23 protein-coding genes and 1 other RNA gene are annotated in these 25,503 nt (G+C 68.3%); 3 read left to right on the top strand and 21 right to left on the bottom strand.

Annotated features, from left to right (window positions below; translation table 11 throughout):
* Window positions 1–133: 133 nt before the first annotated feature.
* The 13 genes from ssrA to BLV63_RS07395 all read right to left on the bottom strand — a co-directional run bounded on the left by ssrA (window position 134) and on the right by BLV63_RS07395 (window position 11,091).
* Window positions 134–502: a transfer-messenger RNA gene (gene ssrA / locus BLV63_RS07455) on the bottom strand.
* A 106-nt stretch (window positions 503–608) separates the two neighbouring features.
* Window positions 609–1,079, bottom strand: a complete 471-nt coding sequence (gene smpB / locus BLV63_RS07450) for an SsrA-binding protein SmpB (RefSeq protein ID WP_066211021.1) — start codon at window positions 1,077–1,079, stop codon at window positions 609–611.
* A gap of 149 nt (window positions 1,080–1,228) precedes the next feature.
* The gene (locus BLV63_RS07445) at window positions 1,229–2,677 is read right to left on the bottom strand and encodes a M23 family metallopeptidase (RefSeq protein ID WP_139244663.1); all 1,449 of its coding nucleotides are present in this window, start codon (window positions 2,675–2,677) and stop codon (window positions 1,229–1,231) included.
* Between the two features lie 25 nt (window positions 2,678–2,702).
* Window positions 2,703–3,617, bottom strand: a complete 915-nt coding sequence (gene ftsX, locus BLV63_RS07440) for a permease-like cell division protein FtsX (RefSeq protein WP_066211023.1) — start codon at window positions 3,615–3,617, stop codon at window positions 2,703–2,705.
* Window positions 3,614–4,366, bottom strand: coding sequence for a cell division ATP-binding protein FtsE (gene ftsE / locus BLV63_RS07435; RefSeq protein ID WP_066211025.1), 753 nt, complete (start codon window positions 4,364–4,366; stop codon window positions 3,614–3,616). The genes ftsX and ftsE overlap by 4 nt, the downstream gene beginning before the upstream one ends.
* Before the next feature lie 246 nt (window positions 4,367–4,612).
* Window positions 4,613–5,728 (bottom strand): peptide chain release factor 2, encoded by a 1,116-nt coding sequence (gene prfB / locus BLV63_RS07430; RefSeq protein WP_066211028.1) that lies wholly within the window; start codon window positions 5,726–5,728, stop codon window positions 4,613–4,615.
* A 186-nt stretch (window positions 5,729–5,914) separates the two neighbouring features.
* The gene (locus BLV63_RS07425) at window positions 5,915–6,397 is read right to left on the bottom strand and encodes a pilus assembly protein TadG-related protein (RefSeq protein ID WP_082724007.1); all 483 of its coding nucleotides are present in this window, start codon (window positions 6,395–6,397) and stop codon (window positions 5,915–5,917) included.
* 101 nt (window positions 6,398–6,498) lie between these two features.
* Window positions 6,499–6,882 carry a hypothetical protein gene (locus BLV63_RS07420; protein ID WP_066211963.1) on the bottom strand — a complete coding sequence of 128 codons (384 nt, stop codon included), beginning with the start codon at window positions 6,880–6,882 and terminating at the stop codon, window positions 6,499–6,501.
* A 121-nt stretch (window positions 6,883–7,003) separates the two neighbouring features.
* On the bottom strand, window positions 7,004–7,348 hold the full coding sequence (locus BLV63_RS07415; protein ID WP_254780510.1) for a TadE/TadG family type IV pilus assembly protein: 345 nt from the start codon (window positions 7,346–7,348) through the stop codon (window positions 7,004–7,006).
* Between the two features lie 146 nt (window positions 7,349–7,494).
* Window positions 7,495–7,713 carry a hypothetical protein gene (locus BLV63_RS07410; protein ID WP_074784132.1) on the bottom strand — a complete coding sequence of 73 codons (219 nt, stop codon included), beginning with the start codon at window positions 7,711–7,713 and terminating at the stop codon, window positions 7,495–7,497.
* Between the two features lie 341 nt (window positions 7,714–8,054).
* Window positions 8,055–8,993 carry a type II secretion system F family protein gene (locus BLV63_RS07405; RefSeq protein WP_066211030.1) on the bottom strand — a complete coding sequence of 313 codons (939 nt, stop codon included), beginning with the start codon at window positions 8,991–8,993 and terminating at the stop codon, window positions 8,055–8,057.
* Window positions 8,990–9,844 (bottom strand): type II secretion system F family protein, encoded by an 855-nt coding sequence (locus BLV63_RS07400; RefSeq protein WP_066211032.1) that lies wholly within the window; start codon window positions 9,842–9,844, stop codon window positions 8,990–8,992. The genes BLV63_RS07405 and BLV63_RS07400 overlap by 4 nt, the downstream gene beginning before the upstream one ends.
* Window positions 9,844–11,091 (bottom strand): TadA family conjugal transfer-associated ATPase, encoded by a 1,248-nt coding sequence (locus tag BLV63_RS07395; protein WP_373277804.1) that lies wholly within the window; start codon window positions 11,089–11,091, stop codon window positions 9,844–9,846. Before BLV63_RS07395 ends, BLV63_RS07400 begins: the two co-directional genes overlap by 1 nt.
* Window positions 11,092–11,265: 174 nt before the next feature.
* Between BLV63_RS07395 and BLV63_RS07390 the strand changes: the two genes are divergently transcribed.
* Window positions 11,266–13,968 (top strand): GH25 family lysozyme, encoded by a 2,703-nt coding sequence (locus BLV63_RS07390; RefSeq protein ID WP_139244662.1) that lies wholly within the window; start codon window positions 11,266–11,268, stop codon window positions 13,966–13,968.
* A gap of 65 nt (window positions 13,969–14,033) precedes the next feature.
* A complete protein-coding gene (locus tag BLV63_RS07385; protein ID WP_066211037.1) occupies window positions 14,034–16,040 on the top strand; it encodes a DUF6541 family protein in 2,007 nt (668 codons plus the stop codon).
* A 145-nt stretch (window positions 16,041–16,185) separates the two neighbouring features.
* On the opposite strand, the gene BLV63_RS07380 is transcribed toward BLV63_RS07385, so the two are convergent.
* The 7 genes from BLV63_RS07380 to BLV63_RS07350 form a co-directional block, all read right to left on the bottom strand.
* Entirely contained in the window at window positions 16,186–17,316 is a 1,131-nt protein-coding gene (locus BLV63_RS07380; RefSeq protein ID WP_066211039.1) for a glycosyltransferase, read from the bottom strand.
* Window positions 17,317–17,381: 65 nt separating this feature from the next.
* On the bottom strand, window positions 17,382–18,485 hold the full coding sequence (locus tag BLV63_RS07375; RefSeq protein ID WP_066211041.1) for an acyltransferase: 1,104 nt from the start codon (window positions 18,483–18,485) through the stop codon (window positions 17,382–17,384).
* On the bottom strand, window positions 18,482–18,904 hold the full coding sequence (locus tag BLV63_RS07370) for a DUF2304 domain-containing protein (protein WP_074784129.1): 423 nt from the start codon (window positions 18,902–18,904) through the stop codon (window positions 18,482–18,484). The genes BLV63_RS07375 and BLV63_RS07370 overlap by 4 nt, the downstream gene beginning before the upstream one ends.
* Before the next feature lie 4 nt (window positions 18,905–18,908).
* Window positions 18,909–19,574, bottom strand: a complete 666-nt coding sequence (locus BLV63_RS07365) for a glycosyltransferase family 2 protein (RefSeq protein WP_244907410.1) — start codon at window positions 19,572–19,574, stop codon at window positions 18,909–18,911.
* Between the two features lie 61 nt (window positions 19,575–19,635).
* Window positions 19,636–20,145 (bottom strand): hypothetical protein, encoded by a 510-nt coding sequence (locus BLV63_RS07360; RefSeq protein ID WP_066211045.1) that lies wholly within the window; start codon window positions 20,143–20,145, stop codon window positions 19,636–19,638.
* Window positions 20,145–21,527: a glycosyltransferase gene (locus BLV63_RS07355; RefSeq protein ID WP_066211047.1), complete on the bottom strand. Its 1,383-nt coding sequence runs from the start codon at window positions 21,525–21,527 to the stop codon at window positions 20,145–20,147. The genes BLV63_RS07360 and BLV63_RS07355 overlap by 1 nt, the downstream gene beginning before the upstream one ends.
* The gene (locus BLV63_RS07350) at window positions 21,524–22,486 is read right to left on the bottom strand and encodes a glycosyltransferase family protein (RefSeq protein WP_066211049.1); all 963 of its coding nucleotides are present in this window, start codon (window positions 22,484–22,486) and stop codon (window positions 21,524–21,526) included. The genes BLV63_RS07355 and BLV63_RS07350 overlap by 4 nt, the downstream gene beginning before the upstream one ends.
* A 154-nt stretch (window positions 22,487–22,640) precedes the next feature.
* On the opposite strand from BLV63_RS07350, the gene BLV63_RS07345 reads away from it, so the two are divergent.
* Window positions 22,641–24,443: an ABC transporter ATP-binding protein gene (locus BLV63_RS07345; protein WP_066211051.1), complete on the top strand. Its 1,803-nt coding sequence runs from the start codon at window positions 22,641–22,643 to the stop codon at window positions 24,441–24,443.
* A 7-nt stretch (window positions 24,444–24,450) separates the two neighbouring features.
* On the opposite strand, the gene BLV63_RS07340 is transcribed toward BLV63_RS07345, so the two are convergent.
* On the bottom strand, window positions 24,451–25,452 hold the full coding sequence (locus BLV63_RS07340) for a glycosyltransferase family protein (RefSeq protein ID WP_066211053.1): 1,002 nt from the start codon (window positions 25,450–25,452) through the stop codon (window positions 24,451–24,453).
* Window positions 25,453–25,503: the final 51 nt, after the last annotated feature.

Genomic DNA, 25,503 nt, shown 5'->3' with positions numbered 1-25,503 from the left:
TAGCTGGGATCACAGACTCCGGTCCCCTGAGTAGCGGGTGTCGCAGAGGGTCTTGTCGCACCAACAACTCCTGGGAATACGGCACCAGGAGACGACGAAAGGCCCTGGATCGTGAAGATCCAGGGCCTTTCCATGGTGGAGATGGCGGGAATCGAACCCGCGTCCGATGTTGCTTCTGCAGGGCTTCTCCGGGCGCAGTTTGCGTCGGATTTTCTCGGCCCCAGCCATGCTGCAAACAGCTGGCTGATCCGGGCCCAGTCATCTGAAAGTCCCAGAAGCCCCGATGACGAGGGCTCCTGGCAGTGGCTATCTAGACGACGCCAGATTCCACGGCGATAGCAACCGTGGGCTGACGGACTGTCTTACTGCTTAGGCAGCAAGAGCGAAGTCAGTGCGCTTAGATTCGGCACTTATTGGTTTGCAGACATCGTTTACGAGATAAGCCTGCATCCTCGGCCCGCTTCACCTGCGTCGACAGACATCGTCGAAACCGATCATCCCCATGTTCATTTACCAAACACCTGCAAGGTCTCCCCGACAGGACTCTCCAGCATACCTCCACTGGAGCACGATGCCAAGCCCGGAAGCTTGGCCCCGGACAGGCCGGCTCAGCGCTTGTTGCGCGCCCGCAGGACCCTCTGGGCCTCGCGCTTGTCCTGCGCTTCGCGCAGGCTCTGGCGCTTGTCGTACTCCTTCTTACCGCGGGCCACGCCGATTTCGACCTTGGCCCGCCCGTCGACGAAGTACAGCTGCAACGGGACGATCGTGAAGCCGCTCTCCCGGATCTTGTGTGAGATCTTGATGAGCTCGGCACGGTGCAGGAGCAGCTTCCGGCGGCGGCGGGAGGAGTGGTTGGTCCAGCTCCCCTGGCTGTACTCCGGGATGTTGACCTGCTCCATCCAGAGCTCGTCGTTGTAGAACGTGCAGAACGCATCGCCCATGTTGGCGTGCCCCTCGCGGAGGGACTTCACCTCGGTCCCCATGAGAGCGATACCCGCCTCATAGGTGTCCAGCACTTCGTAGTCGTGGCGCGCCTTGCGGTTCGTGGCCACGACTTTCCGGCCACTTTCCTTCGGCACGGCTGACTCCTTCGGTCTGAAAACAGTCCTTCCAGTCTACCCATGCACTGCGCCGTACCGCGCATTGTCCGCTCAGGAAGAACGCGGCAGACGCCGGAAGGCCCGCTCCCCCTCGGGGAACGGGCCTTCCAGGTGATGCTCCAGGACATCTAAAGCATGGTCATGGGATCCACCGGCGAGCCGTTGACCCACGTCTCGAAGTGGGCGTGGCAGCCGGTCGAGTTGCCGGAGCTGCCCGAATACGCGATGACCTGACCCTGCTCCACGTGCTGGCCCGCCGACACGACCACGGAACTGTTGTGGTAGTTCACCGTGGTCAGCGCGTTGCCCTGCACGACGCCGTGGGACACCTGAACGGTCCAGCCGCCACCGGTGGTGATCCAGCCGGCCAGGGTCACGGTGCCGGACGCCGCCGCGTGCACCGGGGTGCCGCAGCCGACGCCGAAGTCGACACCGGTGTGCATGTAGCCGCCGGTGCCCCAGAAGTCGATGGTGCCCGGCGGCACGGCGCGCCAGCCCCAGCCCGACGTGATCGGCGGGTTGCCGTCGAACGGGGCCCGGATCCCGAAGGAGGAGATCGGTCCCGGTGCCGGCGGCACGTACGGCTGCTGGGCCGGAGGCTGCGCCTGGCCCTGCCGCGCGGCCTCCGCGGCGGCTGCGGCCGCTGCTGCCTCCGCCTTCCGGCGCTGCTCGGCCAGCCACTCCTGTCGCAGCCGTTCGTCGCGGGCCTTGATCTGGGCGGCCACCTGGTCCTGAGCCTGATTGACCTTGGCCAGCTGCGCCTGGATGGCGGGCTTGGACGCTTCGAGTTCCTTGTTGAGTCGCGTGGTGTCCGAGACGAGCTTGTCCACGGCCGCCTTCTGGCGGGCGGCCTCGTCGCGGGCGGACTGCTCACGGGCCAGCGCCGCGTCCGCCTGCGCCTTGAGATCTGCGATCTCCTGCTCGACGGCGGCGAGACGCGCGGGCTGGTTGACGTTGACGGCGCTCTGCTGGTTGAGCTTCTCCATCGCGGCGTTCTGGGTGCGGAGAGCCTGATCGGCCAGGTCCATGCTGCTGACCAGCTTCTCCGTGTCCGTCGCGCCGAAGAACAGCGTGAGGTCATTGGGCACGCCGCCGGACTTGTAGGCCTGGGTGGCGATCTGCCCGATCAGCTTCTTGGTCTCGCTGGACTTCGCCTTGTCCTGGGTCATCTCCTGCGCCAGCTTCGCCTTGCTCTGCTGCGCCGCATCGACCCGCACGGCGAGGGACTGCGCCTCGGACGCCGCCGCCGCGACCCGTCCCTGAGCATCCGCCAGGGCCTTCTGCGCGCCCGGAAGCCGGCCCTGGAAGAGGGTCAGGTCCGCCGCGGACTTGGCGATCTTGCCGTCCAGGAACTCCAGCGAGGACTGCACCTGGTTCGCGCGGTTCTGGAGCGCCTGCTGCTGGTCATCCAGGTTGTCGGCCTGGCTGGGTGTGAGGCCGAGCCCCAGCAGCAGCACGACGACGGCGGACGCGCCGATGGTGCGGCGCGCGGCCTTGCGGCACAGCTCGCCGTCGTACGGGAAACGGAGACGCGCAGCCTTCGCGAGAGCCCTCTGTGTCGGTCCTGCAACGTTCATGACGTTCCTTTCCATGGGCCCACGCTCAGGCGTTGAGCGGCTTGCGGAGGGTGAACAGGGATGAGACGCCGGCGATCACGGCGCCCAGGGCGATCAGGCCGGGAACCAGCCAGAGCGTCTGAGCATCCGAGATGAAGGCGGTCTGCTTGTACTGCTCGGCAAGGTAGCCGGTCAGGAAGAAGTGCGAGATCCCCCAGATGGCCGCGGAGGCGAGCAGCGCCCCGATCACGGCCGCGATCACGCCTTCGAGGATGAAGGGCAATTGGATCACCGCCTTGGAAGCTCCCACCAGTCTCATGATGGCAGTCTCCTTGCGCCGCATGAAGGCCGAGAGTCTGATGGTGGTCGCGATCAGCAGCGCCGCACAGATGATCATGATCGCCGCGATCCCGATGGCGACGAAGGACGCCGTGTTCATGGCGGAGAAGAGCTTCTCCAGGATCTGGCGCTGGTCGATCACGCTCTCCACGCCGGGCTGGGCGGAGAAGGTCTCCGAGATGACCTTGTACTTCTCGGGATCCTTCAGGTTCACGCGGAAGGAGGAGGGCAGCTGGTCCGGGGTCACCGAATCGACGATCGGCGAATTGGCGAACTGCTCCTTGAAGTGCTTGTACGCCTCGTCCTGGGACTCGAACTGGAAGTCGTTGACGTACTGACGGATCGCATCCGAGTCCAGGGTCTTGCGCAGATTGTCCTGCTGTTCCTTGGTCACCGGGCCGGAGGAGCAGTTGGCGGTGGTGGAGCCGGGGCTACAGAGGAAGATCGCCACCTGGACCTTGTCGTACCAGTAGCCCTTCATCTGGTTGATCTGCATCTGGAGCATCCCGGCGGCGCCCACGAAGGTGAGCGACACGAAGGTCACCAGGACCACGGAGATGAACATGGAGAGGTTCCGGCGGAGGCCGTTGGCGATCTCCCCGAGGATGAACATGGGCCTCATGCGCGCTCCTCCCCTGCGGTGGCGGCGGTCTCGGGAGCGCCGGCGGACGTCTTCACCTTGGGGATGAGGGACGTGTACGTGGCCTTGGCTTCGTCACGGACGACCTTGCCCTTGGTGAGTTCGATGACGCGGCGGCGCATCTGGTCCACGATGTCATCATCGTGCGTGGCCATCACGACCGTGGTGCCGTTGGCGTTGATCTTCTTCAGCACCTCGGTGATCTCCACACTCGTGGTCGGGTCCAGGTTGCCGGTCGGCTCGTCGGCCAGCAGGATGTCCGGCTGATTGACGACGGCGCGGGCGATCGCGACGCGCTGCTGCTCACCACCGGAGAGCTCGTGCTGCATGCGCTTCTCCATGCCTTCGAGCCCCACCATCGCGAGGACATCGGAGACGCGCTCCTTGGTGCGCGCACGGCTGGCGCCGATCACCTGCATGGCGAAGGCGACGTTCTGGTACACGTTCTTCTGCGGCAGGATGCGGAAGTCCTGGAACACCACGCCGATCTTCCGGCGCAGCTTGGGCACGCGCCAGCTGGAGAGGGTGGAGACGTTGTGGCCGGCGACGTAGACGGACCCGGTGGTGGCCACGTCTTCGCGGTACACCATCTTGAGGAAGGTCGACTTACCGGAACCGGAAGCGCCCACGAGGAAGACGAATTCGCCGCCCTCGATCTCCACGCTCACCGAGTCGAGCGCGGGTCTGGCCTTGGGGTCGTGGATCTTGGTGACATTTTCGAATCGAATCATGGCTTCACACAGCCCGGTCGGCAGGCGCGACGGAACCGCTCCAGCGGCCGGGGCCTGGGCCTAGTGTTGGGGGAAGTGATGGCACCGGCTCCTCGAGTTTATGGTCGCACCGCGGGAACGCCGCCCCATTCGGGCGGCGTGTCGTGCAAAGGCTTGCACTGCGCCGCAGGTGAGGCCGGTGTCTTCCGGCCCGGAACCGGGATGTGGCACCCCCGGCTTTCGCGCCGGGTGCTACTCGGGGATCGCTCAGGCCTCGGTCTTGCGGCTGTCGGCGCGCCAGCGGATCCCGGCGTCGATGAAAGCGTCGATGTCGCCGTCGAGGACAGCGCTCGTGTTGCCGACTTCGTGGTTGGTGCGGAGGTCCTTGACCATCTGGTACGGGTTCAGGACGTAGGACCGCATCTGGTCGCCCCACGAGGCCTTGATGTCACCGGCCAGCGCCTTCTTCTCGGCGTCCTCCTGTTCCTTCTTGAGGAGGAGGAGACGGGACTGGAGCACGCGCATGGCGGCCGCGCGGTTCTGGATCTGGGACTTCTCGTTCTGCATGGAGACCACGATCCCCGTGGGGATGTGCGTCAGGCGGACGGCGGAGTCGGTGGTGTTGACCGACTGGCCACCCGGGCCGGAGGAACGGAACACGTCCACGCGGATCTCGTTGTCCGGGATCTCGATGGAGTCGGTCTGCTCGATCAGCGGGATGACTTCGACGGCGGCGAAGGACGTCTGGCGGCGCCCCTGGTTGTCGAAGGGGCTGATGCGCACGAGGCGGTGCGTGCCGGCCTCCACGCTGAGGGTGCCGAAGGCGTAGGGGGCGTTGACCTCGAAGGTGGCGGACTTGATGCCCGCTTCTTCGGCGTAGGAGGTGTCCATGACCTTCGTCGGGTAGCCACGGCGCTCGGCCCAGCGGAGGTACATGCGCATGAGCATTTCGGCGAAGTCGGCGGCGTCCACGCCGCCCGCGCCGGAACGGATGGTGACCACGGCCTCGCGCTCGTCGTACTCACCGGACAGCAGCGTGACGACTTCGAGCTGTTCCAGGGAGGAGCGGATCGAGGCGAGCTCCGTGCCGGCCTCGGCCAGGGAGTCCTCGTCACCGGCTTCCTGACCGAGCTCGACCAGGACCTCCAGGTCATCGATGCGGCCGGCCAGCGTGGTCAGACGCTCGAGTTCCGACTGACGGTGCGACAGCTGCGAGGTCACCACCTGGGCGGCGGCGGGGTCGTCCCAGAGATCGGGGACGCCGGCCTTCTCGCTGAGTTCGGCGATCTCCCGTCGCAAGGAATCGACGTCTGACACTTGTGCGATGGAGTCGTAAGTAGCCCTCAGTGCACGGATCTCTGCAGGAAAATCAATCTCAGCCATGGTCTTCCAAGACTACGGCATGTACGGCGGTCAGCGTCCGGGGTGCGTGCGGCGCCTCGCCCTTCCCAGGACGAGAGCCGAACCCGGTGTGAAAGCTCGACCTGCCGGGGCGGCGTCGGTGTTGTGGATCGACCGACGATCGCGGCGGACGCGGCCTCCACATCCGCGCTGACAGGCCGCCGCCTTTCACCGCACGAGCCGGGCCCGCGCCGTCGAGCCTGACTCGAGGGGGATGCCGTCCGGGACGAACACCCCGAGCAGCGGTGGGCGCGCCACTGCTGTGAGGCGAACCGTGGCGCTGCGTCCATCGGGGCTGCCCGATGCGTCGATGAGCGCCAACCCTTCCAGAGTCGCCGCTGCGGGGCTGCGGCGCAGGTAGTCCGCCGCCGTCGCGCGGACCCTGGCGTCGTTCAATCGCACGGCTGCATGGCCCCGCCCCTCCCCCTCGATACCGGTGATGTCGAACGCATCGGCCGCCGCGGATGCCGCGCCGTCCGCCAGGGACAGGAGCTTCTTGTGGTCGAGATACACCGACGAGACATCCAGCAGGACCACGGCCGCGAGCAGAGCGATCACCACGTAGCCGAGCGTGAGGATGTTGATGCTCCCCGTCTGTGCCGCATTCCGGCATGTGCTTCGCCGCGTGTTCTGCGACGGGTCGGCCTGCATGCGGGGTTTGAATCCCCGCCCTGGCCCGGATCGCTGTCGCCCGTCGGCCCGCCCCCACCGCGGATTCGGCCACGGCACGTTTGACGCACCCTTTCGGCGTGTCACCTGAACCTGCCGACGATCTGAGTCCCGCTCGCGCTGACGTGGGCGACGTCAAGGCCGAGACCCGGTGGAGTGAACGGCAGCTCGACGTCGACCGTCACCTGCACCGTCACGGCGGTGCCGGGCCGTTGGCACTCTTCGGGCTGGCACGTGACGGTCATCTGGGCCGTGCCGGACGGAATGTCCTGGTCAGCGAGCGCGAGGTCGACGGCACGCTCCATCGCGGCCCGGGCACTACCTTCGTCCTTCGCGTGAACGGCCAGCCGGGCGGCCTGGTCAGCGCCCCCGCTCACTGCGAACCCCGCGGCCTGGATCCGGGTGACGGCGAGGATGAAGTACAGGACCGGGATGAGCACGAGCAGGGACAGGAACACGAACTCCACGGCGGCACCCCCCTCCTCGCCGGAGCGGCTGCCTGCGTGCCACCCGCCGGCTTCGTGCGCGGGGGCCGGCGATTCCCACCGCGCCGTCGCGGAACTGCTCCGGGAATCCGGTCCACCGCCCTCACCCCACGCGTTCAGCATGGCCGGTCACCTCCAGAACCCGATCCGGCCCGAGCAGGCCGACGACAGGGAACGGCGCGCGGATCGTGACGGTGAGCAGCGTGTCGTCGCCCTCCCGTGCCTCGGCGACCGTGATGTCCTGTGCGAAAGCGGGTCCCACGGCCCCGGAGATGAGTTCCCTGGCGCGGGCCACCGCATCATCCGGAACCCGGTCCGCGAGCGCACCGTAGCGCGCGCCGGACGACGCGGCGTCGATCAGCGAGTTGCGGACATGCAGAATCAAGGTGAGCTGCAGGACTCCCAGGAACAACAGAGTGAGCAAGCCCGAGACCAGGACGAAGTCCACCACCGCCGAGCCCTGTTCCTGACGGGGGCACGATTTTCGGAACGGCCCCAGCAGGCGTCGCCGTGGGAGCCTGCGGTCCGGAGCCGGCTGAGCGGTTCCCCGAGCCTGCTGTGCAAGGTCCCGGGGACGCCAGCTTCCAGGCGTTGTCACTTCCGGGTGACGGTGTCGATGGCCTGCCGGAACAGCCCTTCAAGCGCCGGGCCCGCCACAGCCAGCAGGAGCGCCACGAGCGCGGCCGTCATCAAGGTCACCATCACCCAGCCGGGCACGTCTCCACGGTCCGGGTGACGCCTCCGATCAGTCCTCTCCTCGCGGAGCCGGACGGCGAGCAGGCTGCTCACGTTCACGAAGAGGGTCAGGAACATTGTCCAAGCGATAGCCGCAACGGGCGATCGCCTGGACCTCACGGACCGCTGCGTGCCGGACCGGCGCGGCCCCGACCAGGACTCGGGAACGGGACTGCCATGGCGACCATCCGCGAGCCGTGGCGACGCGTGGCGCCACCGCAGAGTCCGCATCATCTGGGCAGGCCGATCGAGATGACTCCGGAGATGGTTCATGGGGATTGCTTTCATCGGTGGTGCGCCCTTCCTTCTGTCGTGTTCGTTGCTGACGACGCTGTGCTCATGGGTTCCCCAACGCACTTTGCTGCCCGCGCTCGTGTGGGGCTCAGTGCCTTCGGCGGCAAGGTGGCTGATACGACGCATCACAGCATCAGGGTGATGGCGGCCAGGCCGGGGAACACGGCGAAGAGGACCGTCAGCGGCAGCACACCGAACACGACGGGCACCATCATGAGGATCTCTTTGCGCCCCGCCGACTCCATGAGTTCGCGTTTCCCGAGGTCCCGAACGTCCTGGGCCTGGGCCCGCAGGACATCGCCGAGCGGGGTGCCTCGTTCCATGGCGACGATGAGACCGTCCACGAAGCGCTCCACCGGGACAAGCCTCACGCGCCGGGCCAGCCCACGGAGTGCGTCAAGGAATGGTGTTCCAGACCTCGCATCCGCCACCGTCCGGGCGAACTCCGCGGCCAGCTCACCGTGGGCGATCAGCGCGATTCTCTCCACTGCGCCACGCGCGTTCATCCCGGCGCCGACCGCGAGCGCCATCATCTCCGCCAGGCCCGGGAACTCTCTCAGGATCTTGGCCTCCCGTGACCTGATTCTCTGGCTCAGCCGTTGCTCCTGCCCCAGGGCGACGAGCGCCGCCGCACTCAGCGCAGCGAGCAGCGCCTGGAGCGGAGCGACGCGCCCCGAGAACACCCCCAGCAGGCACACCAGGAGGACCGTGGTGAAGGCCGCACCGCCCAGAAGCAGCTGGGCCGCCCGGAAATCCAGAGCGGTCCTGGCACTCCCGGCGCGGGCCAGACGTTCCTGGAGCGCCGAGTTGCCCGCACGGAACCGTCCCAGCCACGCGACTGCATCGCGGAGAACCGGAGTCAGGATCCGTTCCAGCGGCCCGAAGGGAGTGATGGTGTGCGGGGCCGTCGTGAGCAGGCGGGAGCCGGTGTCCTGGGCGCGCAATTGTGGAGCGACGCGTTCGGCCAGGGTCATGGCTCGCATGAACGGAAGCCGCACCACGGTGAGCCACAGACCGGACCCGAAGAGGAGACCGCACAGCGCGGCGCAGAGTCCCGTGCTCATCCGAGGACTCGTTCATCGGACGGGAGCGCACCGATCCGTTGCATGACCCGGTAACAGAGCACTGAGACCACGAGCCCTCCGCCGAGGACACCCAGGCCCTCCACGGAGCTGTAGGCACTGACCGCCTCATGCCGGGTCGACATCATCAGCAGCACCAGCCAGGGCGCCGCCACCGCCAGCCGGGCCGCGTTGACCGTCCACGACTGACGGGCCTCGAGTTCGCTCCGGGTTCGTGCATCGTCCCGGAGGAAGTCGGCCAGTGCGGAGAGGAGAATTCCCAGATCGGCTCCGCCGACGTCACGGGTCAGCTTCAAGGCTTCGATGATCCGGTCCGCGACGGGATCGGAGAGCCGGGCCTTCAGCCGCGCCAGGGAACGGTCGAAGCTTCCGCCCGATCGATAGTCCGCCGTGAACTCCTCGAAGAACGGGCGAAGATCCTCGGGCCCTTTGCGCGCGAGCTGCATGAGTCCTTCCGGGAGCGACAATCCTGCCCGTATCGCCGACCGCAGGTGGTCCACCGCATCCGGCCAGCACCGGCGGAGGGCGGCCACCCGTCGTCGTGCGCGCCAGGACACGAGCGACCACGGAACCCACGCGGCGAACGCCGCGAAACATGAGGCGATCGGCACAGACCGGGTGAAGGCCAGGACCACGAGTCCTGCCACCAGCGCGAGGATGAGGGCGGAACCCACCAGTCCGGCCGGTGAGACCTTCTGCACGCCGGCCGACTGAAGGGCTTGCGCCAGACGGGAAGGACGCGCGGGGACGGCGCCCCCACCGCTGCGCGGCCAGCACGACCACCAGATAAGGAGAAAACCCAGACCGAGAGCCAGTCCAAGCACCGCCGACATCAGGCGGCACCGACCAGAGAGTGGAGCCGGAAGCCCGCCCGGACGAATTTGTCCTCGGGCGGGAGCTGGCCCGTCGGTTCGAGCGCGCCGTCCTGCAGCGCGAAGATGACACTGGATTCGATGACGTTGTTCTCCACGCGCCGGCCGAGAGCCACGATCTCCGACACCAGCCGCCGGCCGTTGGGCTGCCTCTGGCAGTGCACGACGAGGTCGACGCAGGAGGCGACCGTGGGAACGACGAAGTCACTGCTGATGTTGCCCCCGGCGAGCAACGGCAGTGTGCAGATCTTCGTGACGGCGTCCCTCGCCGAATTGGCGTGGACACTGGCCATGGCTCCCACCCCGGAATTCATGGCGATCAGCAGGTCGAGACTCTCCGCCGAGCGGACCTCCCCCACGATCAGGCGGTCCGGCCTCATCCGCAGGGCCTCCTTCACGAGCCGTCGCAGGGGGATCTCCCCTTCCCCCTCGAGGTTCGGCTGCCGGCACTGGAGGCCCACCACGTCCGGAAGTGGACACTGCAGCTCGAAGACCTCCTCCACCGTGATGACCCGTTCCCGCGCTCCGATGGCCGACGTCAGGCAGTTCAGGAGTGACGTCTTGCCGGCTTGAGTCGCCCCCGAGACGAGGATGTTGAGCCCGCTGCTCACGGCGGCGCCGAGGAAGCGAGCCCCCACCCGCGTCAAAGAACCTAACTCCACCAGATGTTCCAACCGGCTGGCCCTCACCACGAACTTCCGGATGTTGACGGCCCAGTGCCGCCGAGTGATGTCCGGAATCACCACGTGCAGACGGGACCCATCCGGGAGCGAGGCGTCCACGAAGGGGGAGCTCAGATCGAGACGGCGCCCGGACGTCTTGAGCATCCGCTCCACCAGATCCTCCACCCTCGCCTGGGACATCTCCAGGCCCGTCCGTTCGGATTCCCCGCCCCGCGCGACGAAGATCTCGCCGGGCCCATTCAGCCAGATCTCCTCCACCTCGGGGTCGTCGAAATACGCCTGCAATTCACCGAACCCCGCCACGGAGTCCAGGAGGTGGCGGACCGTGTCCTCGTGCCCTGGGAGTGGCGGCAGCCCACCGCGCACCGCCCGCTCCTCGTAGTCCGTGACCGCTTCCACGACCAGGTCGCGGATCCGTTCCCCGTCCGCCCACGGGTCGATCCCCCGCCGACGCACCAGTTCCCGCACCTCAGCCTCGATGAGTTCCGCCGCCTCCACGGACCGCCCTTCGTTGATTCTTGTCATGTCGATGTCATGTTATGAAAGATCCCTTATCGTGCCAAGTGGCAGTCCGCTTTCCTGTGGACAACCTCTCGACGCCCTCTGACTCATCCGAGAGCGCGCTGTTAGTCTGGTGGCACGCGTGAGTCCGCCCCACTCCCGCCTTTCCCCCTCCTCCTCTGCCCACGGAGACGTCTCATGCACCACGGGTTCCAGCCCGCCGCCCCCGCCCACCGTCGTCGAGCCTTGACCAGGAGCCTGACCGCGGCTGCGATGTCCACCGTGCTGCTCGTCTCCGTCGCCTACACCGCGGCCGCGGCCCCCACGCCTGAGCCGAGCGGACCGTCGACCGCCGCGCCGGCGCCCACCCAGCTCCCCCAGGCGCCGTCCGAACCGCTGCCGAACGGCCAGACCGCCGGTGACCCCGCCGTCGCACGCCAGGCCGTCGGTCGCGAGGGCGCGACCATGCGCACGAACGGCGAGAAGAAGCGGCTCCTGGCGCCACCCGCCGACGGACCCGCGCCGAAGCCCGAGGCCCTCACGGCAGAGAAGACGGCCGAGGGCTCACCCACGAGCGGGCTCTCGGGCTCCGCGACCGGGCTGTCGCGCACCGTCCCCGCCGCCTTCAGCACCTCGCACTGGCGGCCGACCTTCGGGGTGCCCGGCCAGGACGTCAGTGCCTGGCAGGGCACGGTGGACTGGGCGAGTCAGTGGAGCCTCGGCTCCCGCTTCGCTTATGTGAAGGCCAGTGAGGGCACCTATTACACGAACGCGAACTTCGCCTCGCAGTACAACGGGTCCGCGAACCAGGGCATGGTGCGCGGCGCCTACCACTTCGCCATCCCCAGCTGGTCCTCCGGCGCGGACCAGGCGCGGTACTTCGCCTCCCACGGCGGCGGCTGGAGCGGCGACGGCCGGACCCTGCCTCCCGTCCTCGACATCGAATACAACCCCTATGTGGGGCGCACCGACCTCGGATACAACTCGGGCGACACCTGCTACAACCTGGCGGGCGCCCCGATGGTCAAGTGGATCACCGACTTCGGGAACACCATGCGGCAGCTGACCGGCCGCTACCCGGTCATCTACACCACCACCGACTGGTGGAAGCGCTGCACGGGCAATTCGGCGGCATTCTCCTCCTACCCGCTGTGGATCGCGGCGTACCCCTCGTCCGCGAGCAACACCCCCGGCACTCTCCCGGCCAGCTGGCAGCAGTACAGCATCTGGCAGTACAGCGATGAAGGACCCTTCGCCGGCGACTCCAATGTCTGGAACGGCGACCTGACCGGCCTCTCACGCTTCGCCACCTATGGCGACTCCACGCGGTTCACCGCCGTCGGCGATTTCAACGGCGACAAGCGGCCCGACCTGGTGGGCATCCGGCCGGACGGCACCCTCGCACTGCTCCCCGGCAACGGCTCCGGCGGGTACGGCGCGGCCACGGTGATCGGACGCGGCTGGAACATCTACCAGCAGCTCATCGGCGCCGGAGACCTGAACGGCGACGGCCGGCCCGATCTCCTCGGCGTCCGTCCCGACGGCTCCGTCTGGTTCTACGCGGGCACCGGCGCGGTCAACTCCGGAAACCAGGGCTACGCGCCCGCGGTCCGGCTCCCCGGCCTCCAGTGGTCCTCCTACAGCAGGATCCTGGGCGGGTCCGACCTCACCGGGGACGGCCGGCCGGACATCCTCGCCCTGGGGCAGGACAACGCCCTCTACCTGATCCCCGGCCTCTCGAGTCCGAGCGCGGGCTCGTCGGGCTTCGGGCCGGCACGGAAGCTCGCCGGAACGAACTGGGGCGCCTACCCCCTCATGGCCCTGAGCGGGTCCTTCACCAAGTCGAACACGCCCGGCCTCATCGCGTCCGACGCCACCGGCGCACTGCTGCTCTTCCCGTCACTCGGAAGCGTCGACGCTTCCGGGAACGCGTTCGGAGCGCCGCTGCGGATCGGCAACAGCGGCTGGGGCCAGTTCAGCGGCCTCCTGAGCACCGGTGACTCCAATCTGGACGGCCAGCCCGATCTGCTCGCGCTCCGGCCCGACGGGTCCTCCCTCTTCTACCCGGGCGTGGCCGGCGACTCCGACGGGTACGCCACGGCCCGCAAGATCGGCAACGGCGGCTGGACGTCCTTCGCCGCCGTGACCGGTGGCTTCAACCTCAATGGGGCCGGCCCCGCCGACACCCTCGGGATCTACGCGAACGGGAAGGCCCTGCTCTACGCCGGAACCTCCTCGGGCCAGCTCGGGACCGGCACGGCTCTGAGCACCTCCTTCGGCCCGGTGAAGTCGGCGTTCCTCGGCGACTTCTCGAGCACCGGACGAGGGGACGTCCTGACCATCCGCCCCGACGGCACCCTCTGGTTCTCCGCCAACAACGGACCCGCCAACGGTCTCCCCCGCTTCGCCACGCCACGTCAGATCGGGTCCGGCTGGAACATCTACCAATCGGTCCAGGCCGTGCGCAACCTCAGCGGCAAGGGCAGCTGGGACCTGATCGCCATCAAGCCCGACGGCACCCTGTGGCTCTACCCCGGCACTGGGAACGTCTCCTTCTCCACGCCGCAGAAGATCGGCAACTCCTCCTGGCAGACCTTCACCTCGGTGCTGCCGATCGACGCCGACGGCGACAACCGGACCGATCTGTACGCCGTGCGACGGGACGGGACCCTCTGGTTCTACCAGGGCACCGGGACCTCGCCGTACATCGCCCCGGGCCGTCAGGTCGGGCGGAGCGGGTGGACCGCGTACAAGGCGCTCGCCCCCACCGGGGATCTCACCGGCGACGGCCGTGCGGACTTCGTCGGCATCAACACCAACGGATCCCTCTGGTTCTACGCGGGCACGGGAATGCCCGAATCTTCCCTGGGGACGGGGCGTCTGATCGGCACCCTGCGCTGACCACTTGGTAGGATTACCGGCGTCCTACGCGTTCGTCCCCTGGACCGTAGTCAGAAAGGCGCCCCTTGCTGATTTCCTGGATACCAGCTCTCCCTGCCACTCTGGCGGCTCTCGCCGTCTTCCTGCTCCCGGGAGCGCTGGTCAGCCGGCTCCTGGGTGCGCGTGGACTGACCTGGGCCTCCGTCTCCGGCCCCGTGTCCGTCAGCCTGATCGGCATCGCGGCGATCCTGGGCGGGTTCCTGCGGATCCCTTGGAACGTCTGGACCCTGATCGGCACCACGGTCATCGTGGGGGCGCTGGCGGTGCTGGTGCGCCGGGCGCTGATCCGGGTGGGCTGGATGAGCGGCCCCGACGCGGAGCACGCGGGATCCTGGCGGTCGCCGTCGAACATCAAGGGATTCCTCGTGGGATTCTTCGCCGTGGTGCTGTCCGGCGCGTTCATCGTGCGCCGGATCATGCAGATCATCGGGGTCCCGGAGAACTTCTCCCAGCGCTACGACAACGTGTTCCACATGAACGCGATCCGCTTCATCCTGGACACGGGGAAGGGCTCGTCCCTCACCCTCGCCTCGATGGACCCGTCCAACACCACGGGCTTCTACCCCGGCGCCTGGCATGACACGGTGGCACTCGTCGCCCAGCTGTCGTCGGCGGACATCCCGCTCGCGATCAACGGCACGACGATCGCCCTCCTGGCCGTCGTCTGGCCCCTGGCCTGCTTCCTGCTGGTCCGGACGGTCGTGCCGTCGACGTCGGGCGCCGCGCTGACCACGGCGGTGCTCTGCGGCGCGTTCGGCCTCCTCCCGTTCCACCTCCTGGACTGGGGAACCCTCTACCCCAACCTGCTCTCCCTGCTCCTCCTCCCCGTCGGGATCGCCCTCCTGCTCGGCGTCACGAAGGCGCCGTTCGGGCACTGGACGCAGCGCGTGGCCCCCTTGCTCCTCTTCCTGGCGGTGCTGCCGGGAATGGCCCTGGCACACCCCTCCGCGATCCTCACGCTCCTGCTGCTGGCCGCCGTCCTGTTCGTGGTGGCCTGGTGGCGCGAGATCCGCAGGTACTTCAGCACCCGCGACCGCCGCCGGGCGCTCTGGGTCTCGCTCGCGTTCGCCCTGTACTTGGCGGCCTTCACCGTGGCCTGGATGAAGCTGCGCCCGTCCAAATTCGGCGCGCACTGGCCTCCCGTGACCTCGTCCGGCCGTGCCCTGGGCGAGAGCCTCACCTTCTCCACCAACGGCTTCGCCGAAGCATGGATCCTCACGATCCTGGTGGTGGCGGGCGGCGTCATGCTGCTGCGTCAGCACCGCGCGACGTATCTGGTCGCGTGGTTCGCCATGTCCTGTTTCCTCTACATCTCCGCTTCGGGCCTCCCGGACAGCGCCTGGAGGGACTTCTGGAGCCAGATCTGGTACCACGACGCCCACCGCCTCGCAGCGCTGACGGTCGTCTTCGCGCTGCCCCTGGGCGCCGTGACACTGTGGGAGCTCTGGAAGCTCCTCGCCCAGCAGATCGGGCGGCTCGGAAAGGTCATCGACGCCCGCGTGCTGACCGCCGGGACCGCGGTCCTGGCGATCCTGCTGACCTCCGTGGCGGGTCTCGCCCTCCAGTCGAGCCGGTTCAACCCGAACCTGAACGGCGTGGTGCTGCGCAGCAAGTGGGCGTTCGACCCCAACTTCCCGGGCAACCTCCTCAGCCCCGACGAGGAGAAGCTCCTCGAGCGGCTGGACACGAAGGTCCCGGAGGGCTCGGTGCTGATCGGTCACCCCGCTTCGGGCGCCGCTCTCGCATACGCCTACACGGGCCGCGCCGTCATCCTCCCCGCGCTCGGCTCAAGTCCCAGCGCGGACGACATCCAGTTGACCTCGAAACTCACCGGCCTCGACACCGACCCGGCCGTATGCTCGAGCGTGAAGCGCCTCAACGCCTACTACATCCTGGACTTCGGCACCGAGCTCTCGCCGAACACGGTCAAGTACACCTTCCCCACGCCGGAGGAGATCGCCAAGCTGCACAAGGTCCAGCTGCTGGACCAGCAGGGCAAGGCCAAGCTGTACAAGATCACGGGCTGCAAGTAGCCGGCCGCCCGCGGCGAGCGGATCACGAGCACACTGGGCGACAGGAACGCACTCGACGCAAGAACACCCTGAACGACGACGGCGCCGCCGCGGCTGGGAAGCCGCGGCGGCGCCGTCGTCGTGTGGCCGGGAAAGTCCGGTGGGCTCAGGCGCGAGCCGCCAGGCGGTCGATGTACCCGCCCCAGATCTCGACCTGGGCCTCGGCCGACAGCGGCCGTGCGGCAGCGTGGGCAGCGGCCTTCCAGGCGTCGATCCGCTCCGGGGTGAGGGCCTGCAGGGTCTGCCGCAGCGACTCCGCGGTGAAGTCCGACGTCACGTCGCCGAGACCGTATTCGCGGACCAGGGACTCCATGGCCGGCGACGGGCCCACGATCAGGCCGAGCCGAGCCTGCACGGCTTCGAAGAACTTGTTGGGGAGGGCGTTCTTCAGGTTGAAGTTGGTCGGCGGGAGGAAGACCAGGGACACGTCGTACTCGCTGAGGGTCGCCACCAGCTGACGGTACGGCACGGGGTCCCGGAACCGCAGATTGGGCAGGCCCTCGGCCTTCTCACGCAGCTCAGCCACGTAGTCGGGCTCGTTCGGCATGACGATCATGTCCAGGGTGAGCCACTCCGGGGCGTCACGCATCGCCTCGATGAAGTTCTCCAGCTTGCGGTAGCGCTGGCCGGCGGCGCTGTGGATGAGCCGCACGGACGTCCCGGTGGGCTTCGGCTCGGCCTCCGCGTACGGCGCCGCGTTCGTCACCACACCGGCGTCCACGCCGTAGTCCTTGGTGTATTCCTCCGCGATCCCCTGGGACACCGTGGTGACCGAGGCGGCACGGCCCAGGTAGGTCCTGCAGAGCCAGCGCATGAACGGTGCGACGAAGAAGCGCCACTTCAGGTCGTCTTCCTTCTCCCGCGGGGCGAACTCGTGGAGGTCGGAGTGGACCCCGAGCCGCGGCTTGAGGTCGAGGGCCACGGGAAGGCTGTTCAGGTCGTTGGCGAGGATGATGTCGAAGCGGCCCTGAGGAAGCAGGGCGCGGGCGGCCTGCACCGCGGTCATGCTCTCGTACACCCGCTCGAAGCGGCGCGTGAGCAGGCCCGCCTTGTCGGACGGCCAGCCCCGCGAATCCGAGGGAAGGGCATAGTGCTCCGTCACGCCGTCCGGGGCCTCACCGTAGGCGCACGTGGCGACCTGGTACTTGTCCTTGAAGAACTCCACCTGCTTGAGAACCCTGGGATCCGATCGGATCGGTGAGAAGGTCAGGATCAGCAGGCGAGGGAGTTCTGTCATGCCTTCATTGTCCCAGATGGCGCGGGCGGCGTCATACGAGGGGAGGCCGGTGGGGCGCGGTTCTCTCAGAAGATCGCGCGGAGATACGGGATCCAGGCGGCGAGGAGGGACACACCGAAGCTCAGCACCAGGGTCACCGCGAAAGCACCCACGGCCGGCGCGAACGCGGTGCCGGAGGCGATGGCCGGGCTGAGCCTCTTGAGGACTTCGAAGATCACCAGATGCACCAGGAACACCCCGAAGGAGGCCTGCGAGAGAGCGGAGATGCTCCGGGTCAGGCGAGCGGGCCACGGCTTCCCTGGCGGCGGCACGGAGACCGTGAAGACGAAGACGGCCACGGAGAGGATCGCCACTCCGATGCCGAGGTACGAGACCGACACCACGGCGTCGAGGATCCTGGACTGGCCCTTGTGGCCGAAGTGCCAGATGCTGAAGGCCGCGAGCACGACGATCACCGCGGCCAGGGCCACGCGGAGACCGCGGCTCACGCGCAGGTCCCGGAGCGCATACCCCAGGACGAAGTAGCCCACATAAGGCAGCCACTGGGTGAGGATGTTGAGTGCGATCGGGCGCGCGACGCCGAACAGCCCGGCCACGCCGGGGACCATGTACGCCAGGACCGTGACGCCGAGAATGACCGAGCCGGTGATGACAGGCCGCATCCTGCCTCCGCGGCTCAGGAAGGCCGCCAGCATCGGGGCCACCGCATACAGTCCGAGGATCAGCCACAGGAAGTACAGCTGAGTGAAGACGGAACCGTCCACGAGCAGCTGCACGATGCGGCCGGGAGTGAGCTGCTCATGACGGAGCAGCACGCGCACACCGATCAGATACACGAGGTTCCAGACGATCAGCGCCGGCAGCAGCCTGGCCGCCCGTTTGAAGTAGAACGCCCTGGGGTCCTCCAGCGCCTGCCGTGATCCGAGGATGAGCGCCCCGGAGATCATGACGAAGACCGGGACCACCCAGATGAACGCGATGTCGACGCCGGCCGCGAGCCACCAGCTCCGCCCGCCGTCGGGAGCCTGCCCCACGACATGCCCGAAGACATGGATCGCCACCACGCCGCAGATGCTCACGATCCGCAGGATGTCGAGCGCGTGACGCCTCTCCGCGACGGGCTCGGCCCACCGGACCAGAGCCTGCCCGTGGCCCTGCGCAAGCCTCATTCGGCCGGTCGCTCGGCCTCGGAGACCTCGGGAGCCGGCGAGCCTGCGACGGAGGACCGCACCTCATCGCCGCGCAGCAGCTGCTCAGGAGCGGGCGTCTCGTCGAGGGCGATCCGGCGCGACAGCTTGGTGACCATGGACTCCAGTTGGCGGAACCGCTGGTACGTCGTGGCCATGAAGACGAGGAAGCTGACGATCAGCCCGTAGAGCACGAGGTCGGTGCCACGGCCGATCCCGAGGGAGCGGGCCACCATCGTGAGCAGCTCCGGGAAGAAGATGGAGAACACCGCCACGCAGGCGAAAAGCGCCAGCATGAGCCGGCGGATGGCCAGGTGACGTGCATTCGAGCCACCCCGCATCAAGGCGAGGGACACGATCACGACGGCGATCACAAGAGCGATCTGAACGACTATCTGCACAATGTCACCTAAAGAAGAGATCCGCGATGATGTTGACCGAGTTCAGCAGCGACTGGCCCTTGGACTTGGAGTAATCCGTGTAGATGATCTCCACGGGATGCTCCACCCAGCGGGGCTCCAGCGCGGCGATCTGGTGAATCAGCTCGGAGGCGTGCGCCATCCGGTTCTGCTTCAGATCCAGCTGGGAAGCGAGCTGAGGGCTCAGGGCCCGGAGACCGTTGTGGGCATCCGTGAGGGCCATGCCCGTCGCCATCCGGAACTGCGCGGCGGCGGTCCGGAGCACGAGCCTCTTGGCCGGGGAGATCTTGGTGCGGCCGTCCAGGAAGCGGGATCCCAGGACGACGTCGGCCTCGCCGGAGCGGATGCGCGCCACCATGTCAGCGGCGTCCGCCACCCGGTGCTGCCCGTCGGCGTCGAACGTCACGATGCAGTCCAGTTCGGGGTCCTGCAGCGCGTATTCCATCCCGGTCTGCAGCGCCGCACCCTGGCCGAGATTGACCGGGTGCTGGACGACGACGGCGCCCGCGGCGCGGGCCACCGCTTGCGAACCGTCACTGCTTCCGTCGTCGACGCAGACGACGTGCGGGAAGACCTCCCGGAGTTCGCTGATCACGGTGCCGACCACGGACGCTTCGTTGTACATCGGAATGACTATCCAGGTGCGGCTCACGGCACCAGTATCCCACAGCCGCAGGACGGGACCTTCCCAACGGGCCGTCCGGCCATGCCCCTCACGCCCTGGCCTCGGCGAGTCCGTCGGCCCCGGACCGTGCGATCCGGCGGATCGCGTGGAGCATCGTCATGGGCCCATGGACCAGCCAGGCCCGGGTCCGGCGGCGCAGTGACCAGACCGCTCGATCGGCCGTCAGATCCGCCGCCACGATCACATCGCAGGCGGCCAGCGCCCGGACCAGCTGCCCGCGCTTCCGGACCTGACGCGCGAAGGCGCGGGAGGCGGCGTTGTCCCTCACGAGACGCCCGGCGACCCCGGCGGGACCCGGCAAACCGGCCAGACGTGCCAGGACCGGCGCCAGCGGTCCGCCGGCGTCGGGGATCACGACGAGTTCCAGCCCGTCGACCGCGTCCCGCAGCCCCGGGCTGTCAAGGCACACCGCCAGGGCCACGAGTTCCTTGCCTTCGGCCCGGGCGGCGGATTCCGCACGGCTCCGGAGATCCTCGATCACGGCCTCCCGGTGCGCGCCCTGCGCCACCAGGATTCCCAGTTTCAGCGTGTCCGCCATCAGGCTTCCCGTCCTTCCGTCGTGGCCACGGTCTCCACGGTTCCGGTCCGCGCATCCGTGCCGTCCACGACGGCGGGCGCCACGGCCGGGACGCCGGCCGTTGAGCGCAGCTCGGCGATGACCGGTTCGAGAATGGTGCTGCGGAGGAACTGCTGCCCGTACTCCCACGCCGCGTCCCATCGTGCGGCATCCGGGGACGCCACTTCGCGGGCGCAGTCCCGCAGCGCTTCCGCGATCGCGTCCGCGCTGAGGTCTTTGGCCGGGAACCACAGCGGATAGTCCCGCAGAAGATCGGTGGCGGCGTTGCCCAGGTCGTGCACCGAGACGATCGGGCGTCCCGTGGCGAGGTACTCGGCGGTCTTCCCGCCGGTCACGTACCGGCCCGTGGACAAGAGCAGGAGCAGCGCGTCCATCTCCTGATAGAACCCCGCCACCTCGCGCTTCGAGATCGGGCCGTCGTAGCGGAGCCCGGGGTAGCGCCCGGACCCGAAGATGTCGAGGATCTCCGCACCGGCGGCTCCGGACGCGCTGAGCTTGCCACGGAACACCGCCTCACCGGCCATGCCCTGGCCCACGGCCGAGCTCCAGCCGTCCAGGAACTCCTGGAGCGGCATGTTGACGTACTGGAGAGTGCCCAGGTACCCGAACCGCGGTTCGGCGGTCGCCCGGGCCTGGGGCTTCGCATGGCCGGGCTGCGGATCGAATCCGTTCGCCACCACGCGCATGCGCGCCTCGGATTCCGGGTACCGGCGCGCGTATTCGTCCCGGATCTGGTCATTGACGAACCAGATCTGCTCGGCGTCGCGGAGATAGGAGGCCTCCAGCCGGCCCCGGTCGCTCGCGGGGCCGAAGTCCTCGGCGCCGCTGATCGTGTTGAACGCCCAGGCGTCCCGGTAGTCCATGACGTACGGGACGCCGGGCAGGACGCGGGCGACCGCAAACGAGACGTAGGGGCTGGCCGACGCCATCACCAGGTCGACGGGCTTGTCCCGGTGGACCCGGCGTGCGGCCTCGCCGGCGGGCCCGAGCCACGCACCGTGGAAGTCCTCGGGGAACTCCTTCCGGCTCTTGCGGCGCAGGGCCTCCTTCCAGAGGTACGGCGCTTCGATCCGCAGCCGCGAGTAGCCCCGGAGGTTCCCCCGGGCCGGTTCCTCAGCCCCGCCGTCGCTCACCGGGACCACCGTGATCCGCGGATCGACGGAAGCGGCGAGCTTCTCATCGATGCCGGAGATCTCCGACCATGTCCCGGGATCGAGCGTGAGGACGGTGACGTCCCAGCCATCCGCGGCGAAGGCGTTCGCCACCGCGGTGCAGCGGTAGACCGACGACGCCGTGCTCGGCGGGAAGGCGAAGGAGATGTAGAGCAGATGCGGCTTCCTCATCGGGCCTCCTCCAGGATCCTCGCGTAGGCGGCGTTCAGCTTCGGGATCATCCCCTCCGCGCCGTGGTTCCTCCGGACATAACCGGGGCCGTCCAGCGTGCGGGAGAGCGCGGCGGGATCCTGGAGCGCCTCGGTGACCGCGCCGGCCACCTCGCCGCGGCTGACGTGGACCGCGGCGGGTTTCTCGGGGTAGCCGTCGACGGCGTCGGCGAAGACGAGCGGCACCCCGATGCCCATGGCCTGGAGCTCGCTGACCGCCAGGATCCCGGCCACCTGGCCCACCGCGACGTGCGCGGTCGAGAGAGCCTGCAGGAACGCGGCCTTGCTCATCTTCGGCAGCAGGCGGACCCCGAGGTCACGCGCCTCGGCGGCCCGGTCTCCCCAGTCGAGCCCGACGATGTCGGCCTGTCCCCCGGCCGCGGAGACCACCTCGGCCGCGGTCTCGAGGAGCGCGTCGCCGCCCTTGGACGCATCCCAGCGCGACGGGAAGATCACCGTGGGCCGGCCGGACGGGTTCCACGCGGGCAGCTCGGACATGTCGACCGGGGCAGGGAGATACTCGGCGTCCGGGCGGGCCCGCTCCGCCTTCTCGCGCAGATCCGGAGTGGTGTACCAGACGTGCGCCGCGCCGTCGATGTCCTGCTTCATCGCGGCGTGATGCTGCTCCTGCCAATAGTTCTCACGGATGTCCGTGCCATGCAGCGTCAGCGCATACGGCCGGGAGAATGCGCCCCGCGCCCACTTCGCCCGTCCGCCCATGTTCACGTGCCACAGCTGGGTCAGGGGGTACGCCAGTGCCTGCTCGGCGCGGAAACGGTAGTACGCGGACTTTCCGCCGCCTCGCGTCCAGGGCCCCTGGATCTGCCGCCAGGGCATGCCGTGACGCCTGCCCTCTTGCACCAAGGTCCGTCCGACGTCTGCGCAATCGAACAGCTGTGTCACCCGGATCCGCTCATTCATGGTCCTCATCTTCTCATCAGCCACGGGCCGGGGCCTCACCGCGGGCGTCCTCGCGCCCTTTCCCGCGCGGCCGGAGACCGGTCCCGCCGCCTCGGTCCGGGCGGCCCACCGGTAGTATGAGAGGAATCCCTTCCCATGCGTCACGGAGTACCACTTGAGACAACTGCGCCACACCATGCGCGAACTGCTGCCGCTCCTGCCCCGGAATGCCCGCAGGTTCCTCCTGCTCTTCGGCGTTCTCTCGGCGGTCCTGGCACTGCTGGACTCCGCGGCGCTGGGCGTGTTCGCCCTGGTGCTGAATCAGGTGCTCAAGGCGGGCGACATGACCCTGCCGATCATCGGCTCCGTCAGCCGTGAATTCGGGCTCCTGGTGCTGGTCTCCTCCGCGGGTGTCATGATCCTCAAGTCCGTCCTGAACATCTGGCTCCAGTGGGTCTCCACGCGCAAGTTCGCGGATTACGAGCTCCAGATCGGCACGGTGCTCTTCCAGAGCTACATCCGGGCGCCGTGGACCGAACGGATGAAGCGGTCCACGCCCGAGCTCGTGCGCATGATCGACGTCGGCATCGCGAACACCGTCTCGGGCGTCCTGTTCCCGGCGGTCACCCTCCCGGCGCAGGTGCTGACCTTCGCTACGGTCCTGATCGTCCTGGTGGGCGCCTCCTGGCAGACCGCCCTCGTCACCGTCATCTACCTGGGCTGCATCGCCGCCTTCCTCTACTTCTGGCTGTCCAAGAAGTCGTACCAGGCCGGCCGCATCAACCGCGACGCCGCCATGAAGATGTCCGCCCTGGTGACCGAGATGCTCGCCGCGCTCAAGGAGATCACCCTCCGCGACAAGGCGGACGAGGTGGGCGGCATCGTGATGGAGAGCCGTGAGCGCGCCGCTCGGTCCCGCTCCAACATCCGTTTCATGGGATCCGTTCCGAAGTTCGTCATCGACATGGCGCTCATCGGCGGCTTCCTCCTGATCGGCACCATGGGCTACCTCATCGGCGGATTCGAGACCGCGATGTCCTCCGTCGCCATCTTCGGCCTCGCAGGGTTCAAGATGGTCCCGGCCCTGACCCAGGTCCAGTCCCAGCTGACGCTCGTGCAGTCGACCCTCCCCTACACCGAGACGGTCATCCGGGACATCAAGGACGCCGAGGAGTACCGCCGGAACGCGGAGAAGCTGGGCAAGCAGCCGCTGGCGCAGGCGCCGCGCCTTCTGGAGCTCAAGAACGTGGAATTCAGGTACCCCGGCTCGGAGCACCCCGCCGTCACCGACATCAACCTGACGCTGCCGATCGGCTCGTCGCTCGGCATCGTCGGACAGTCGGGCGCCGGCAAGTCCACGCTGATCGACATCTTCCTGGGCCTTCTCACCCCGTCCCGCGGCGAGATGACCCTCGACGGAGTCCCCCTCGAGGACGTGCTGTCCGCCTGGCGCAGCCGCGTGGGCTATGTCCCCCAGGAAGTCGCCATCTTCGACGGCACGATCGCCCAGAACGTGGCGCTGAGCTGGGGTGACGACCTGGACGAGGAACGCGTGCGCATCGCCCTGGAGCGGGCGCAGCTGCTGGAGACCGTCGAGAAGCGCGACGGCGGCATCAACGGCCGCGTGGGCGAGCGCGGCCTGGCGCTCTCCGGCGGTCAGCGCCAGCGGCTCGGCATCGCCCGTGCCCTCTACATGGACCCCCTCGTGCTCGTCCTCGACGAGGCCACCAGCGCACTGGACACGGCCACCGAGGCCGCCGTGGCCCAAGCCATCAACGAGCTGCACGGCGACATGACCGTGATCTCCGTGGCACACCGCTTGTCCACCGTGCGAGGCAACGATCAGATCTGCTTCATGAAGGACGGCACCATCGTCACGCGCGGCACCTTCGCCGAGGTGGTCCGTGACAACCCCGACTTCGCCCAGCAGGCCGCCCTGGCGGGCCTGCACTCGCAGGAGGAAGCCGCCGCCGGCTGAGTTCCCCTCAAGAGCGGCGCGCGGCGGCCTCGTACAGCTCGCACAGGCGCGGGACGTAGGCCGCCGCGTCGTAGCGGGGCAGCGCCCAGACGGCCCCTCCCAGGCGCCCGGCGGCTGCGGCCGGGTCCCGCAGAGCCTCCAGGGCCTGCTCCACGACCTCCTCGGTCGAGCCTTCCAGCACGGGCGGCGTGGTGCCGTCGTCGGGCCGTGCGAGCCGATGTCCCACCGCAGCCATGGGCGCGCCCATGCAGAGGGCTTCGAACTCACTCGTGGCGAAGTTGTCACTCGCCTGGCCGATGGTGAGGTGAGAGCGGGCGATCGTCGCGTGGTATTCGGGCTGGCTCATCCGGCCCAGCAGTTCCACCCCGGCGTCCCGGGCCGCGGCGGCTCCCGGCCCCCAGTCGAGTCCCTGAAGCCTGACCTCCGGCCCCAGCGCGGCCCGCAGCGCCGCGGCGAGCTCGAGCTGCCGCTCCACACCCTTGTCCTCGTCCCAGCGGGACACGAAGAACACGGTGGGTTCCTGAGCAGGCGCCCACGCCGGGAGGCTGCTGGCGTCGACGAGAGCGGGGAGGAACTCGGCGTCCGGGCGGGCTTCACGAGCATTCCCGGCGGTGTCGTTGTTGGCGAAGAACACGTGCTCGGCCCCGTCGATCGCGGTCTGGATCTCGGTGTGGAATCGCGGATCCTTCCACTGCCGGCGGATGTCCGTGCCGTGCAGCGTCAGAAGATACGGCCTGCGCGGCATGCCCCGTTCCTTGAGCAGGCGGGCGCTCGTCGCGTAATGCACGTGCACGACCTCCGCCGGGAGCAGATGGGCCAGACGGCGCGCGACGAACGGCAGGAACCGGGCCTTGGCCAGCACGGGGTTCGCCGGGGCGGCTCCCAGGGGACGGACCTGTTCCGGCGGGAGGTAGTCCCAGTGGATGCCCTCCCGTTCCGCCGCCCGCACCATGTTCCGTGCGACGAAGGCGCAGTCGTTGAATTGCAGGACCTTGGGCTGCTCGCTCATGGTTCGTGTCCTTTCGGCGGCGGATCGGGGCTATCCGGTCCGCACGCTGTC

Source organism: Arthrobacter woluwensis (assembly GCF_900105345.1).
GTDB classification, from domain to species: domain Bacteria; phylum Actinomycetota; class Actinomycetes; order Actinomycetales; family Micrococcaceae; genus Arthrobacter_E; species Arthrobacter_E woluwensis.
Note: the sequence above shows the minus strand (reverse complement) of the source record. Positions and strands in the feature narration are given on the sequence as shown.